Below are 14,555 nucleotides of genomic sequence, written 5' to 3'. Positions count from 1 at the left end.
ACGTTCATCCATGACTACAATCGCCGAGTCAGAGAGAAGCTGGCAGCAAGGGAAGAGCCCATGGTTTCCTCTGTCCTTTACTAAAATGCACTACCGCTGTATCTACAGTCTAGCTCTCACTCCCTAAGATGACAGTGCCCTGACTTGGTGCAAGGCACCTTTAATCCCAATCAGATTGAGGGGCGTATTATCCTCATCGGCGTCACGGATTTTCTGGCTGCTCGACAACTGCCCACTCCCATAACCTCTAGCCTATTTTCCAATGGAGAAGAGTCCTTTCTCTCTGGAATGCTGGGGATTGAACTAGAGGCCCACGCCATTAGCCAAATTATTAATGCGGTACTTGGACGGCGATCCCTGATTCGTCCCGTACCCATTTTTCTGGAATACGGCGTTATTCTTACCTGTGGTCTGTGCGGTATCCTCATCGGCAAGATCACCTCCTCAACGGTTCAAAATATTTTTTGGCTAGCCTTTTTTGCTGGCTTGGTAATGGGCAGCAGCTATTTTTCCCTGCTGCTTCTAGGGTTGTGGCTACCGGTGTTTCCGGCTACCACAGGGTTGGTGGTGGTTGGCAGTACTTACATTGCCTTCTACCAAGGAGATCGGGAGAGTGAGCGCATTGCCCACCAACAATCCCAGGCGTTAGCCCAAACGTTACAACAGGAGCGCCATCGCACGATTGAGCGTACTTTTGGAGAAATCCATGCTGGTCCCCTCCAAACCCTGGCTAATATTCTCCGACGGGTGCGGGATGGGGATATGCCCCAAGCCCTGTTGCTGCGAGAGCTGAAAAGCCTCAACGCTGAAATTCGCCGAATTGGGGAGCAGCTACGGCAAGAAGGGATTGACAATGTCTATTTGACGGGAAATGGTAAAACTCGCATTGACCTCATGCATCCAATGCATGAGGTTTTTTATGAGGTCTATAACATTACTTTGTCCCGAGATCTACCTGGATTCAGAAGTCTTAAAATTCGGTTGACTCGTTTTGATCCCTTCAACGCAGAGCATCTCAATCTAGAACTCAAACGGAGTCTCTGTTGGTTCCTAGAGGAAGCCCTAGCGAATGTTGGTAAGCACGCAGAGGGCACAACCCAATTACAGGTGATGGGGCTTTTAGAGGGGAATGTCTACACGCTATTGATTGAGGATAATGGGCCGGGAATCCGTTCCAGTCGTGTGGGGGAAGGCACTCGGTTTAATTATCGTCTCCAAAGTCTATTGGGAGGTGATTTTCTTCGGAAACAAAAAGCTTCTGGGGGAACTATTTGCCGATTTACTTGGTCATTATTGACAACTTCCCATCGCAAGATCCTGTAAAATTGTTTTCTATTGGGAGTAGGGTGTCCATGGATTCTTGGGAATTCCCTCTTGATCGATTAGGCAACACTCCAACCTTCGTAGGGGACGAGCAGATACCCCTTTATCTCAATATATTTTTAAGGCCACTGGCATTTACTGTGGCAAGGTAGTGAACTGTAATGATGCTTTCCTGGTCAGACATGCTCTCTAAACTGGTGCTGTTGGCTCTCTTGATTTTGGGTCTAGGTATGCTTGCACCAGCGGCATGGGCCAAGTACAATCCCCCTGAGCAGGATCCCCCTCGAGGCGGAACGACTACCTCTGGGATGGGGCTGGCAGGCCATAATTCATTCCCCTCTCGACTAAACCGCTACAACCCTTGATCCCTCGTTCGATGTCTAGGGAGGGATGTGAACGGTTACGCTCGAAGTTGGAAGAGTCTCATGGCAAGCAGTTTTGTAAAGAAAGCTCCCCTACCTTGGATGTCCAGTGAATTTACTCAGTAAATTCACTGTGATGGGGTTGAGTTATCACAAATCAGAGGTGGTGTTTCCTGAAGTTGGTCAGGAATAAATCCGTACCTTTCCTGAATAAAGATGAATTGAGGCCCAGAAAGGCTTCCTTTATGGTTTAGGTGGTTCTCGTTAAGGAGAAACACCATGAACTTGCTAAGCGCACTATTCAAAAGCTACGGGGAAGACGAGGATGCCAGGGACGATACCCTGTTGGTCCTGGACTTCGGAGGGCCTGTGGCGAAAGGACAAGTTCCCCTAGAGCTGCTGGCAACGGTAACTGACTCCATTGCCCCTGGGCGTTTGGGCCATGTCATTTTTCAAGGTGTTCAGTGGCGGGCCTATGCTGAGGGCAATGTTCCCATTTCCACTGGCACTACGGTTCGGGTTGTGGGGCGGCAGTCCAATGTGCTACGGGTTGAGCCCTATTAGTGAAGCCCACACCCTTTTTCCGGAGGCAATTCAGGGATTTGCATAAATCCCTGAGGATTGGGGAGAGAAGACAGTACCGACTGTCACTTCAATATTCACGAATACTCGCGACGGTTGAGGAGTTGAGGGTCTCTATCGCTCAGATACTTGACCTTATAGGAACCTGAGTTCGACTTAAGCTTCGCTGCCCATCCGCCAGGGAATAAATTGCCCTAGCTCACAGCAGAAGTCCGTTAAAACGGACTCGCCCCCCTATCCCCAGCCCAGCTCCCAGTCCATTTTTAATGGCCATTAAAAATGCACTAGAGCCTGTTAGCCGGGAATTCAAAATTCCCGGTGGGGTGACAGCGCTGATACCGAATTGACGTTTTTTAGTCCTCTACTCCTTGTCGAACTCAGGTTTATAGGAACAGGATTGGGGCTGTTGAACCAGCCCCGACCTGACCCCAATCGAACTGCAACTGATTTCTGTACTGCTATCAGAGGCTCCAGATCATGAGACCCCCAAGACGACACAGTGTTCTGTTTCGCATGGCCTGTGATGGGTTGCGATTGGCGGTGCTGCTGTTTGCCGGTTTTGTCACTGCCTGTCTATTTCTTGCGCCTTTTGGGGGCGTGGATCAGGCGGAGCAACTGCTTCTCACTGCGTTGCCCTTTTTCTCGCGCCTCGCAACCACATTGCTGAGCCTGTTTATGATCGCGATCATTTATGAATCCCTGAATTAGGAGGCAGGGCGGCTGTCAGTTCTTGTGGACACCTTGAATAAAAGGTTTTCTTACACAACTTGGAAGGTTACAGGGAAACGAGCCCGTTGACTGCTGGCTGAGCGGAGTCGTAAGTCTTTCAGACAGGCTACGCCAACGCAAAGCGTCTCCCGAAGGGAGAAAGCCAGCCGCACCACCAGGTTCTTGCCGTTCCCTAGCCCCTCCGGGGCGGCAAAGCCAACGACTCCGTTGCTCCCTAGGGGAGCCACTAACGCGAACAGGGAACTGGATGCGTGCATGGAGACAACGACGTGGTACGATGCTTAGGGAGCTGCTGAAAAATAAGTCCCCCACTTAAGCCGGCTTGATTGTGATGGCCCACTTCGGCAGATCCTCAGAAGGGTGCCAGTCCACTCGAAACGTGGCTAAGGTCTCAGGGTCTACCTTAATCCCTTTCTCATAGACATTAGTCACATGATGTACGACTGGTTTCATGCCTTGCCACATCATGTTGCTAGCCCACCGCAGGGTCGTTTCAACCGAATCGAGAATGGCCCCATTCCAAAACTGTTCGAGTGCGGCCCAGCACCGCTCATACGCCTTCGGCGGGGCATAGCCCTACGGATTGTATTTACTGTGATAAGGCGGATAGTAAATCAGCTCGAGGGTTAGGCCACTCTGTTGAGCAAATGTCACCATTCGTTTGATGAACTGCGTGCGGTCAGAGCGGGTCGCACTACCCCCATCGAGATTGATCGCCAGGGTGGTGATGTCAGGATACTGAGGTTGATTATCCGCCCACCAATGAACCAGGCAATCGACAATAAAATCAGGGGTTTCAGTCGACTCCCCCAGGTAGATGGCCAAGTCATCGGTTTGTAGGTTGAGAATGCCAAACGGAATCAACACCTGTTGCCATTCCATATCGTGGTCATCGGCTTTTGGGGGCTGTTGTCGTCGGTCTTTGCCCCCTCTGGAGAGATTCCCCACTTTCACTTTTGCCTTGGAGTCAATGGAGACTCGTAACACGCTGGGGGCCGCGTCTGCGGTTGCATTGGCCTCAGCCACATGCTCGAAGATGGCGTCAGTCTCTGGAATTTTCTTCAAGGGCTTGACCTTGAGGGTTTACGAAGACGATAACCCAGGCGATTCAGGATATCGCCAAGGGTCTGACGGCACGGTAATGCCTCATCCTCATAGCCCTTCTCGACGATTAACTTATCGCGGACAGCCTGGGCACTCACTTTGAGGTACCGGAACGAGGTTTGGAATTTGGGGTCTGTCTGCGCCTCCCCGTCCACCAACTCACGAATATCCTGCTCTAGATGCGGCAGCAGTGCCTCTGTCTTTTTTCGGCCACGCGCTTGGTAGTTGTCTGGATACGGAACCCCCGTCATCAAGCTATCCAGCCCTCGCTGGATACTCACTCTATCCCAGCCCAGGGCTCTTTCTGTCTTCCGGGCTGAGCCGTCAAAATAATCCAATGCGACTTGAGCGGTGAAGGCTCGCTTTTTTTCCCCAGTCAGCTTGTGGGCCGCATCCTTCAAGGTGGCTTTGACTTGCTCTGTTAACATCGTCATCACATATGACAGTTGATTGAAGCTAGTCTAACCATTCTTTGGGGGAGATATTTAGACGCATGTCCCTTAGCTCGTTTCAAGATATAGCGGTATTCATCTCAATCCAGTACGCCCACGGTAGGGGCGCACGGCTGTGCGCCCTCAGGGATGTACGCAATTCAACTGCATGTCGCTATAGGTCTCGGCCAGATGGTACTCCAGTTCGTTAAGGGTCCAGATGTCTTTGCTTTGCAGCCAATGCAATACGGCCTCTCGCTCTTCTGAGCTCTAGTAGCTCTTGCAGCCTTTATGATTCGGCTTAAACCCAGCGAGTCCCTCTGCTTCGTAAGCCCGACGCCAATGACTCAGTGACCCTAAGGAGGCATCTAGGATCTTGACGATTGTCTCGTAGCCATAGTCTTGGTAGATGAGCTTAACAACCAAGACTTTTTTGACTTGACGGCTATCTCGCTCGCTGCGGATAAACGCTTGCAATTCCTCAATCGTAGCTTGATGGAGCGATGAGACTGATGCGCCTATCCGTACCATGAAATTGTCCCAGTATAAAGTTTCTTGCTATCTACGTAATTATACGCCTCTATTTTAAGAACCAAGCCGGATTGCTATACTTGCTCTTTAGTCAGAAAATGGCATGGAATATGAACAGATTAAACACGCCCTAAATACCTCTGTCGCTATAAAACTGTTAAAAAGCCAAAATGCAGCTTTAATTTTGAGCTTTTTATACAGACATTTCAAAGTGATTCAACGAGTTTCAGTTACCCAGGTTGAGCTAGAAACAAAGTTAGGTGATTATCTTGAATTTTTACAAGAAATTTACCCAGATGTCTACCCTCGTGCGTCTAAAGAGCCTAAAGAGTATCTTGGCGAGTGGTGTGATAATCAGCTTTTAAGGAAGACGTTTGACAGTGGTGATGATCCAGTATTTACCCTAACTCCAGCAGCAGAGAAAGCAATTGCCTGGTTAGAGGAACTACAGAAACGAGAAGAGTTTATCGGTACGGAATCTCGCTTTCTACAAATTTTTGATTTATTGAAAGAGATCCAGGATCGCAGTACAACTGATGTAGAAACACGAATCGCTCAATTAGAAAGAGATCGCGATCTCATCCAACAAGAGATTGATCAAATTCGTCAGTCTGGGGTGGTCGATCAGTATAGCTCAACTCAGCTACAGGAACGCTTTCTATTAGCTAATCAAGTCACTCGTCAATTAGTTGGTGATTTTAGAGAAATTGAACAGAATTTTCGGGACTTAACTCGTAAAGTTCAGGAAGCACAGTTTGAAAAAGATAGCCGAAAGGGCATGGTAATTGGCCGCGTGTTGGATGCCGATCAAGAATTAAAAGAATCTGATCAAGGGCGAAGTTTCTACGCATTCTGGAATTTTCTCATGTCAGACCGTAAGCGACAAGACTTAAAGTCCATGATTCAAATGGTTTACCAGCTAGAAGAATTGCAGCCCTTAGCCCAGGAATATCCTTTACTACGCCGAATTGAGCGTAATCTACTGGATGCTGGGGAATATATCGTCCAGTCTAATCATCGACTAACAGAGAAATTGCGTCAGATGCTAGATGAACGGAATCTTCAAGAAAATCGACGAGTTGCCGAACTGATTACCGACGTGCAGCGCCTTGCTTTACAGATAGCCAATAATGCTCCAACAGAAATTGATTTCTGCACACTGGAAGGAGAACCTGCTGTACATCTCGTAATGGCGCGTCCTCTGCATCCATTAGAAGAGTCGAATACACCGACCTTCTCGTTCGATTTCACGAACTTGCCAGAGATTGCTCTAAATGAGGAAATTGCTGAACTGTATCAACAGTTTTATGTGGATGAGGATTTGTTGGCTCAGCGGATCGCTCAAACGTTGGAACATTGCTCAACTATTGCTCTGATAGACCTGGTGCAACTCTATCCGATTACCCAGGGTTTGCCGGAAATTGTTGCCTATTTGGCGATCGCTACACAGTCTGATCGTCATAGCGTCGATTCTAGTACAATTGATTCTATTACCATTTCTGGCTTGGAGCCAGAGACGCAGCTCCAACTGACCCTGCCCCACATCATCTTTCATCGTTGACTGTTTGCAGGATGCAACCACAGCCACCTCAGCCCTACGCACCCGTCATTCTCAAGCTCTTGCAAGGAGTGCTATATAGCGATGACCCTCATTGGGAACGGTTACAAAGCTATCTGACTCCCATTAAGGAATATTTTGGCAAAATAGGGTTACAGGTTCAGAATTACGAAACGGAAGGATTTGCCTACCTAGAACAACCCGATCCTGATCCAGAAGAACGGACTGAACCACTTCCTCGCCTGACAGCTCGCCGTCAACTGAGCTTCAAAGTCACTGTTCTCTGTGTTCTACTGCGGGAGCAGTTACGACAATTCGATTCCAGTGATGCAACTGGACGGCTTGTGTTAGGCATTGAAAAATTGCGGGATTTGTTACAACCCCACCTGCCTGAAGGGAATAATGAAGAAAAGTTCCGGCGAGAGGTGGATAGCCTGGCAAACCAGGTGGTAGGACTTGGATTTCTGAGACGCCTATCTGGAGAGGATGAAAATTACGAAATACGTCCGATCCTCAAAGCCAAGATTGATGCTGAAATGCTAGAACTCTTGAAGAAAAAGTTAGACGCTTATGCAAACTCTCCTACCCCTTGATTTTATTGATCCGTCTCATGATGCCTTGTCTGGCTTTCGCCTGCAACGCTTTGAAGTATTGAACTGGGGTACATTTGATCAGCGCCCCTGGATACTGGATCTGCAAGGAGGAATTGCTTTACTAACTGGAGCAAATGGTTCAGGGAAATCTACTCTAGTAGATGGATTGCTAACACTCCTCGTTCCCAACAGACGCCGTAACTATAACCAGGCTTCCAGTGGTTCTGGGAAAAAAGAACGGGACGAAAAAAGTTATGTGCAGGGGGCGTATGGTCGGACTCGATCAGAGGAATCCCATGGTTCTAAACTGAGATTACTGCGAGAGAAGGCAACGCTATCAGTCCTGTTAGCCTACTTTCGCGACCAAACCAGCAAACAAGATGTAACCTTGGCGCAAGTGCTATGGATGGAGGATGGCTCTGTCCGAAAGTTTTTTGTAATTTCGGATGCAGAATTAGCGATCGCCGCTCATTTTGCTCAATGCACACGGATTGCTGACCTAAAGAAGCAGTTAAAGCAGATCGGTGCTGAAACCTTTGAAGAATTTGTCAAATACAGCCATAAGTTTCGGAAACGCTTGGGTCTGCAATCTGAAAAAGCACTAGATTTATTCAATCAAACTGTCAGCATCAAAGAGATTGGCGGATTGAATGATTTTGTCCGCAATCACATGTTGGAAAAGACGGACGTGCAAACAAAAATCCGCGAATTGCAAGGAAGCTATGACGATCTCACTTTTTCCCACACAGCGATTCAAAAAGCAAGAAAACAGTTAGAGGTACTATTACCCTTAACAGAAGAAGTCGAAAAATATGCAAAGCTCAAGAGTAATGTATCAGTATTGCAGACATTTCAACGCCTTGCGCCCGCATTTTTTGCCCACAAGAAGCTTAATTTATTAGAGCAAGAACTACAAACTATTGATCAGCAACTGACTCAAATCAAACACCAGCGGCATGAGACAGAGCGCTTGCTAACAACCCTGCGTCAAAAGGAAAAGGATCTCGATTTTGCAATTAAACAGGATAGTGTAGGGCAGCGGCTACAGGAGCTTGCACGAGAAATTGAGCAAGCTCAGAAAGAAGTCAACCGCAAGAAAAAACAGACAGATGAGTATAATCGGTTAGCTCATCTTTTAGGTTTAACTGAATACAGAGATCGCGATACTTTCTATGCAGCAGCCACAAAAGGAAAAGACTTAAAACAAGAAATCAATACTGCTTTAGAGACATTGGAAGCACAGCGAGATGAACAGAAATTGCGATACGCTGATTTACAGAAACAACAAACTCAACTGGATGAAGAATTAACCTCTCTGCGTAGCCGCAAAAATCAAATTCCTAAGACGAATCTGGATATGCGCAATCGCATTATCCATGATCTAGACCTAGTAGATACGTAAGCCTTCAGGGGGTCACGGCGTGATTAGGGTTTGAGGCTGATGAGTGGCCAAAGGCAGCAATGAAGGAGGCGGTTGGCCAAAGCGAGCCGACCAATAGGCTTGAGTGAGAAAGTCCAGCACATCTCGCTGCTGCATCGTCAGAGAAGAAACCGTCGTCAGCATCCGGGCGACAAACTCACTGCCGGCCTGAGACTCCGCCCCAAAGCTGATGCGCTTCCAAATCACCCCAGCTCGCAAAGAACGCTCAGCCGTATTATTGGTGGGCTCCACCCCCAGCACCGTGACAAACGTCCACAGAGCCGGTTCCACCAACAGCAGTTGTCGGCAAGTGCGTACCGTCTTGGCCAAAGGCGTCTTCTCCTTTGGGCCAATGTCATAGTTCGCTCCCTCCTCAAGCACCGCTTTTACAGCAGCCCGAATCGGCTGGACTAACTCAGCAAAGCCAGTCCGGGAAAGGGTGCCATCCCGCACTTGGTACCACAACTCAAACAACGCTTTTTGTTGAGCCAGTAAGCCTTTTCCAATCTCTTGGCAGACCCCCTGACGCTCGGCAATCCGAGTAAAGTCTCGTTTGAGATGAGCCCAACACACCTGGCGTTGGCTAATATCAATCCACCCATAGCCGCTGTAGCGGTCTGAGACCACAATGCCGTCATAGGCTGGGCCAATCAGTGCTTGGGCGGCGGCTTGAGACCGGCTCAACAGAATGCTGAACACACTCACCATCGGCGTCACCAGCACCCACAGCCAACCCTGTCGCTGGGCCTGATTCTGGCCATCGCTGTTCCCCTGGCGAAAGCTAGTCTCATCACTGTGAATCACCGCTTCCCCCTGCACGTAGCCTTGCGCCTCAGCTACTGGCTGCCCCAGTGCCGCACTGGCTTCTCGGCGTAGCCGGTTGATGCTGCCGCCAGAAATCTCGATCTCAAACAGCGCTGCTAGACAGGTCTTCACCTGCTGATGGCTTTGGCGATAAGCGCCACTCAGTAAGGCCACTACTGCACTCAACCGCTCACCATAACCGCCTTGATGCACCTCTGCTGGTAATTTGCTACGGGTGGTTTTACCGCAGTGCTCACAATCTAAGGCGTGCAGGCGATGCTCGATGACGATGGGCTCAATTGGCGGTAGTTCGACAATCTGGTGCCGATAGGGCGCTGGGTCGTTTCCTGATAGCGGCTCTCCACAATGCCCACAGGTCTTGGGGCGATGCTCGAACACCTGTTTGCAGGCTTCTAGGGGATACAGCTTGCGGGAATATCCTTTGTGTCCCGGTTGGCCTCCGCGCTTCCGCTTCCCTTTGCCTTTGCCCTCCGGGTCTGGCTTAGGGGGGCCGAATCCATCCTTTGAAGGCGGCAACGATGAGTTTTGCGAATTCTGGTTGAGTTGCTCTTCGAGGTGGCTCACCCGCTCTTCTAAGCGACTGATGGTCTCAATGAGAGCGCACACCAGAGCTTTTTTTACGCTAGCCGGGGTGGCATCCCAATCTGACACAGAAATGGAGATGCCGCCGATGTCTATGGTGGGCTCGTTGCCTTCACTCATGAGCCTACCTTAACCCCTATCGAGACCCTGGAACCCTTAATTCTTCGTGAACCCCTGAAGGCTTACGTAGATACCGACCTTCCTTTTGTTGGAGAACTGCTGCAAGTTCGTCCAGAGGCTCAGGAGTGGGAAGGCGCAATTGAACGATTACTTCGGGGATTTGGTTTATGTATTTTAGTTCCTGATGCTCACTATCGGGCAGTCAATGCCTATGTAAACCAAACTCATTTGCGGGGGCGGCTAGTGTATTACCGCATAACGACCCTTGCACCTAATCCAATTCAACGTGCCCTTGATCCAACGCAAATTCCTTACAAATTAGAAATCAAGCAAGAGGACGAAACTTTTTCCCAATGGTTGCGAGATCAATTAGTTCGACAATTCAGCTATGTTTGCTGCGACACGATTGAACAATTTCACCATGAATCTCGTGCCATTACTCGCACAGGTTTGATCAAGCATGGGAGTGAACGGCACGAGAAGGACGACCGTAACAAGATTGGCGATCGCAGTCAATACATTTTAGGTTGGAATAATGCCAGCAAGATCAAAGCTTTAGAAGCCGAATTAAAGCAAGTGAATCAGCAGCTTGCACAAATTAATCAACAAATTAAGGTATCAGAACAACAGCGTAATCAGCGGCTACAGAAAGACTCCTGGTTGCAAGAGTTCATGAAATTTGCTGATTTTGCTGAAATTGATTGGCGATCGACAGAGGCTGAACGCCTTGAACTTCAAAACCAACGACAGAAGCTAAAAGCGAGTTCCGATCGCTTAAAGCAACTGGAAATTCAGCTAAAGGAAGCCCAGTTAGAAATCACTCAAGCAGAACAACAGCGAGAAAACCTCATTCGAGAGCTTCAGACCCTTGAAGATCGGCATCAGCGCGCCAAGAAGGAGCAAGGTCACTGTGAAACGACGATGCAAGCAGTCTCTACTCCAGAAATTGAAGCCTTTGAGAAGCGGATGACAGCTAAACTCAGGCAATACTCAATGACGTTGGAATCTATTAATCAGGATGAAGCAAACCTACGGGACTATCTACAGGAGCAACTCCGTCAGAAAGAAGGGCAACAAAATAGTTCTCAAAACGCCCTTGGTATGCGGATGCTGAATTTTAAGACCGCTTTTCCTGAAACTGTATCTGAGCTAGGAACATCACTTGAGTATTTAGATGAATACTTGAAGCTAAAGGTGCAAATTGAGCAGGATGATTTACCTCGCCATGAACAACGTTTTAAGCAATTGATGAATGAAAAAGTCATTATTGCAATTTCAATGTTTAAGAGTGCTTTAGATAAGCAAGAAGAAGATATTGAACAAGCGATTGAAGAACTTAACGAATCCTTGCAGAAAATCAGTTATACGGAATCTACTTATATCCGGCTGTGTTGTGACAAAACTCGTACTCGTGAGATTCGAGATTTTAAGGAAGACTTGAAAATTTGTTTGGGTGACGTGGTGCGACAAAGTGCTGAAGACAATGAAGAACGCTTTCAAAATATTCAAACTCGCCTGATCGAACGATTTAAATCTGAAGACAGATGGACAAATTTAGTTACAGATGTTCGGAACTGGTTAGACTTTTCAGTGAGTGAACGTTATCGCTCCGATAACAGTGAAAAAGAGCACCATACAGACTCTTCTGGCAAGTCTGGCGGGCAAAAGGTGAAATTAGCTTATACGATTCTAGCTTCCGCGATTGCTTACCAATTTGGATTAAACCAAGAGAATATAAAGCATAAATCTTTCAGATTTGTTGTCATCGACGAAGCATTTAGTAAATCAGATGATGGTAATGCTCGCTATGCAATGGAACTGTTTAAGAACTTGAACCTGCAACTTTTAGTCGTCACTCCAAAAGATAAAATTAATGTGATAGAGCCATATATCTCTAGCCTTCACTTTGTCTCCAACATTCCCGAAGGCAACTACTCTAGTATTGCGTCTATTTCAATAGAAGAATACCGCCATAATCGTCAAGTGGCCCTCAGTTCCAGTCGTGATTGATCCCTCTCAAATTCAACAAAAAGCTAAGCAACGATATCCCACCTTCCTGAGTTCAATCATGACAGGGGAGAGCTTTTTCCCTGTCGAGTTCTCCGTCGGTACTATCCCCAAAGATGATTATCTTGCTTTACGAGAGGCGGTCACTCAACTTATCAACAAGTCTAAAGAGAAGTTGGGTTATGGCTACGTTGTAGAGTTAGAACCTCGAAGAACTCAAAAATACGGCTTACAATCTCTACCCAGACGAATTCATTTTGATACAGAGGAAGATTATCTGAAGTTTATTAAAAAAGAAAAAGAGGTTGCGAAGTTTAAAGTAAATATAGATCTGATTCAGACAACTATTCCTCAATTGAATGGTTGGTTGAGTTGTAATTCTTTAAAGATTATTGAACATGACGATCGCTGGCGTGATCTTCTGAAGGTTTGCCAGTATTTTCAGCAGAACCCAAAACCTAATCTCTATATTCGAGAATTACCAATTCAGGTCCATACAAAGTTTGTTGAGCAAAACCAAAGAATTATTCGCAGTCTTTTAGAAGCAATTCTTCCCATCGATCAACTCGCATCGATAGAAGGAGAGAAAGAATGCACCTTTGAAAAACGGTTTTCCCTTAACAACACTTCGGACGGCACTGTCAGCTTAGGGGGTGAGAGCTAGACTGTAGATGCAGCAAGCCTTAAGCCCAATGCACTGTATTTATTGCCAGAGTGAAGAGGTCGTCAAGAACGGTAGCAAAACCTTGAAGAGCGATCAAGTCGTGCAACGCTACCTCTGTAAGACGTGTGGCCGTCGCTTCAATGAACGTAGCGGTACCCCGATGGCCCGCCTACGAACGCCAGCAGCCACGGTAGAGATGGCCCTGAATGCCAGAGGCGAAGGTCTTGGCATCAGAGCCGCCGCTAGGGTCGTGGGGACATCCCCGAGCAGTATTAGCGCTTGGGAAGAGCGCTTATCATCTCATCTGCCCGCCTGGTCTCCCCCTGCACCTGAGGGCGGAGAAGTCACCATAGAGGGCGATGAACTCTATACCCGGGTGGGAGAGAACCTTCCCCCCGAAGCCTCAGAAGGCTGGACGATCAGCTTCATTGAGCGAGAGAGTCGTTACTGGCTAGAAGCCAGTGCGGGACTCAAGGCGGCTCAGTTGTTTGAGCAGGGGGTGGAGCGGGCCTGGCAGTGGGCTGTGTCCAGTGCTTGGATTCGATGGTTTACCGATGGCGAGCGGCGCTATGGCAAGGAATTGTGGAAACTGGCCAGCGTCTATCTACCGAGCCACCTGACCTCAGAGGCATATCCCTATCAGAAGGTCTGGCGTGAAGGTTTAGAAGTGGCCATCAAGATCAAAGGCTCTCAAGGCAAGGCCCGGGTGGAGTGGCTCCAAGTGGAGCATCCCTGGACAGCGATGAGTTCCATAGCAGAGGTTCATGCCAATCACCTTGAAGCCTTTAACAGTGCCTTGAGGCGTCGAGCAACGGCCTATCGAAGACGTCAGAACCACTACGCTAAGCAGTTAGAAGGATTGCAGCGGGCTTTAAATGTACAGCGCCTGATTCACAACTGGGTGCGGCCCCATTGGAGTTTAGGCAAAGCCAGAACACCAGCAATGGCAATGGGATTCATTCAGCGCCCACTGAAAATCTCTGAGATCCTCTTATCCAGAGGATTTGAATGGATCACCCCTTAACAGGACAGTGCCCTTCGGACAGATTTAGGCGGCTATAGCTCCAGCTTAGGCGGCTATAGCCCCGTAATTTAGGAGGCTCTGGTAGTTGGGGTGGGATTTAATCAAAGTTGGCTCCAGGTCGAACATGGCCGTAAATAGGTCGAGAAGATGTTGATTGAGGGCTTGCCGTTTGAAAGAGGCCATGGAGAAGCTGACAGGTTCAGCGGATTCAGCTCCCGATTGAGTAGATTGCAGTGCTGCTTTGGCCAAATTGAGGGCCATCAAGCTGGCATTGACATGGGAGTCGAGCGCCTCGGGAGACCGGGCCTGGCAGTCCGCTAGTCCTGTGAATTGACGGGCATCGCGGAAGATGAATTCAATTTGAAACCGAGCAGCGTAGCAGCGATAGAGATGGATGGGGTCAATGTCAATGTCGGTGGAGAAGAGGACGACATAACTCTGCCGTCCGTCCTGCTCTTTCAGCAGATAGGCTAAGCGGATGCGGCGCTTGAGAGAGACCGACCAGACGACAGCCGTGTAGAGAGAGACCCCATTTTCTAGGGTCTCGACGAACGTGAAGCGACTGGGGTCGGCCAGATTCACCTTGTCGCCATAGCGACGGCGGTTACCCCGCCGCTTCTGGGGGCCATCATAGAGAAATTTGAGGTTGGCATCGCTGCGTAGCCGCCCAATGGACTGGAAACCCAACTGCACCACTCCC

General features: G+C 48.5%; 13 protein-coding genes and 1 pseudogene. 9 read left to right on the top strand and 5 right to left on the bottom strand.

Going from position 1 to position 14,555, the window contains the following annotated elements; translation table 11 throughout:
- The first annotated feature begins 147 nt into the window (after window positions 1–147).
- The 3 genes from LEP6406_RS28620 (at window position 148) to LEP6406_RS0217110 (ending at window position 2,975) form a co-directional block, all read left to right on the top strand.
- Window positions 148–1,323 (top strand): CHASE2 domain-containing protein, encoded by a 1,176-nt coding sequence (locus LEP6406_RS28620; RefSeq protein ID WP_008307931.1) that lies wholly within the window; start codon window positions 148–150, stop codon window positions 1,321–1,323.
- Window positions 1,324–1,964: 641 nt separating this feature from the next.
- Window positions 1,965–2,249: an NfeD family protein gene (locus tag LEP6406_RS0217115; protein WP_008307927.1), complete on the top strand. Its 285-nt coding sequence runs from the start codon at window positions 1,965–1,967 to the stop codon at window positions 2,247–2,249.
- Between the two features lie 495 nt (window positions 2,250–2,744).
- Window positions 2,745–2,975, top strand: coding sequence for a hypothetical protein (locus LEP6406_RS0217110; RefSeq protein WP_008307925.1), 231 nt, complete (start codon window positions 2,745–2,747; stop codon window positions 2,973–2,975).
- Window positions 2,976–3,308: 333 nt separating this feature from the next.
- Here LEP6406_RS0217110 and LEP6406_RS34385 read toward each other — a convergent pair.
- The 3 genes and pseudogenes from LEP6406_RS34385 to LEP6406_RS28615 form a co-directional block, all read right to left on the bottom strand.
- A pseudogene (locus tag LEP6406_RS34385) lies at window positions 3,309–4,022 on the bottom strand (ISAzo13-like element transposase-related protein).
- Window positions 4,023–4,057: 35 nt separating this feature from the next.
- On the bottom strand, window positions 4,058–4,534 hold the full coding sequence (locus LEP6406_RS0217095) for a hypothetical protein (protein WP_155834709.1): 477 nt from the start codon (window positions 4,532–4,534) through the stop codon (window positions 4,058–4,060).
- Between the two features lie 267 nt (window positions 4,535–4,801).
- Complete coding sequence (locus LEP6406_RS28615; RefSeq protein WP_008307916.1) at window positions 4,802–5,062, bottom strand: helix-turn-helix domain-containing protein; 261 nt, start codon at window positions 5,060–5,062, stop codon at window positions 4,802–4,804.
- 103 nt (window positions 5,063–5,165) lie between these two features.
- Here LEP6406_RS28615 and LEP6406_RS0217085 point away from each other — a divergent pair, with 103 nt between their 5' ends.
- From LEP6406_RS0217085 to LEP6406_RS0217075, 3 genes are read left to right on the top strand one after another with little or no spacing between them, the layout of a single operon-like run.
- Window positions 5,166–6,623 (top strand): DUF3375 domain-containing protein, encoded by a 1,458-nt coding sequence (locus LEP6406_RS0217085; protein ID WP_008307914.1) that lies wholly within the window; start codon window positions 5,166–5,168, stop codon window positions 6,621–6,623.
- A gap of 11 nt (window positions 6,624–6,634) precedes the next feature.
- Window positions 6,635–7,213, top strand: coding sequence for a DUF4194 domain-containing protein (locus LEP6406_RS0217080; RefSeq protein ID WP_008307910.1), 579 nt, complete (start codon window positions 6,635–6,637; stop codon window positions 7,211–7,213).
- On the top strand, window positions 7,191–8,615 hold the full coding sequence (locus LEP6406_RS0217075) for an ATP-binding protein (RefSeq protein ID WP_008307908.1): 1,425 nt from the start codon (window positions 7,191–7,193) through the stop codon (window positions 8,613–8,615). The genes LEP6406_RS0217080 and LEP6406_RS0217075 overlap by 23 nt, the downstream gene beginning before the upstream one ends.
- A gap of 12 nt (window positions 8,616–8,627) precedes the next feature.
- Here the strand turns inward: LEP6406_RS0217075 and tnpC are convergent, their stop codons facing one another.
- Complete coding sequence (tnpC, locus tag LEP6406_RS0217070; protein WP_027269210.1) at window positions 8,628–10,160, bottom strand: IS66 family transposase; 1,533 nt, start codon at window positions 10,158–10,160, stop codon at window positions 8,628–8,630.
- Window positions 10,161–10,403: 243 nt separating this feature from the next.
- Here tnpC and LEP6406_RS28610 point away from each other — a divergent pair, with 243 nt between their 5' ends.
- The 3 genes from LEP6406_RS28610 to LEP6406_RS32260 are packed head-to-tail and all read left to right on the top strand — an operon-like array spanning window position 10,404 to window position 13,855.
- Entirely contained in the window at window positions 10,404–12,170 is a 1,767-nt protein-coding gene (locus LEP6406_RS28610) for an ATP-binding protein (RefSeq protein WP_051463744.1), read from the top strand.
- On the top strand, window positions 12,163–12,831 hold the full coding sequence (locus LEP6406_RS28605) for a DUF3322 domain-containing protein (protein ID WP_071992249.1): 669 nt from the start codon (window positions 12,163–12,165) through the stop codon (window positions 12,829–12,831). Before LEP6406_RS28610 ends, LEP6406_RS28605 begins: the two co-directional genes overlap by 8 nt.
- A gap of 28 nt (window positions 12,832–12,859) precedes the next feature.
- Window positions 12,860–13,855 (top strand): IS1/IS1595 family N-terminal zinc-binding domain-containing protein, encoded by a 996-nt coding sequence (locus tag LEP6406_RS32260; protein ID WP_081748042.1) that lies wholly within the window; start codon window positions 12,860–12,862, stop codon window positions 13,853–13,855.
- 45 nt (window positions 13,856–13,900) lie between these two features.
- On the opposite strand, the gene LEP6406_RS28595 is transcribed toward LEP6406_RS32260, so the two are convergent.
- Window positions 13,901–14,555: transposase (locus LEP6406_RS28595; protein WP_155834780.1), on the bottom strand; the 655-nt coding region annotated here is incomplete at its 5' end.

Source organism: Leptolyngbya sp. PCC 6406 (genome assembly GCF_000332095.2).
Lineage (GTDB): Bacteria > Cyanobacteriota > Cyanobacteriia > Phormidesmidales > Phormidesmidaceae > PCC-6406.
This window is presented reverse-complemented; position numbering and strand designations above follow the sequence as displayed.

Excerpts from the sequence above, each read along its gene's own strand:
- LEP6406_RS0217095 (WP_155834709.1), bottom strand. The coding sequence starts at position 4,534 with ATGACGATGTTAACAGAGCAAGTCAAAGCCACCTTGAAGGATGCGGCC.
- LEP6406_RS0217080 (WP_008307910.1), top strand. The coding sequence starts at position 6,635 with ATGCAACCACAGCCACCTCAGCCCTACGCACCCGTCATTCTCAAGCTC.
- LEP6406_RS28615 (WP_008307916.1), bottom strand. The coding sequence starts at position 5,062 with ATGGTACGGATAGGCGCATCAGTCTCATCGCTCCATCAAGCTACGATT.
- LEP6406_RS0217075 (WP_008307908.1), top strand. The coding sequence starts at position 7,191 with ATGCAAACTCTCCTACCCCTTGATTTTATTGATCCGTCTCATGATGCC.
- LEP6406_RS0217085 (WP_008307914.1), top strand. The coding sequence starts at position 5,166 with ATGGAATATGAACAGATTAAACACGCCCTAAATACCTCTGTCGCTATA.
- LEP6406_RS0217115 (WP_008307927.1), top strand. The coding sequence starts at position 1,965 with ATGAACTTGCTAAGCGCACTATTCAAAAGCTACGGGGAAGACGAGGAT.
- tnpC (WP_027269210.1), bottom strand. The coding sequence starts at position 10,160 with ATGAGTGAAGGCAACGAGCCCACCATAGACATCGGCGGCATCTCCATT.
- LEP6406_RS0217110 (WP_008307925.1), top strand. The coding sequence starts at position 2,745 with ATGAGACCCCCAAGACGACACAGTGTTCTGTTTCGCATGGCCTGTGAT.
- LEP6406_RS32260 (WP_081748042.1), top strand. The coding sequence starts at position 12,860 with ATGCACTGTATTTATTGCCAGAGTGAAGAGGTCGTCAAGAACGGTAGC.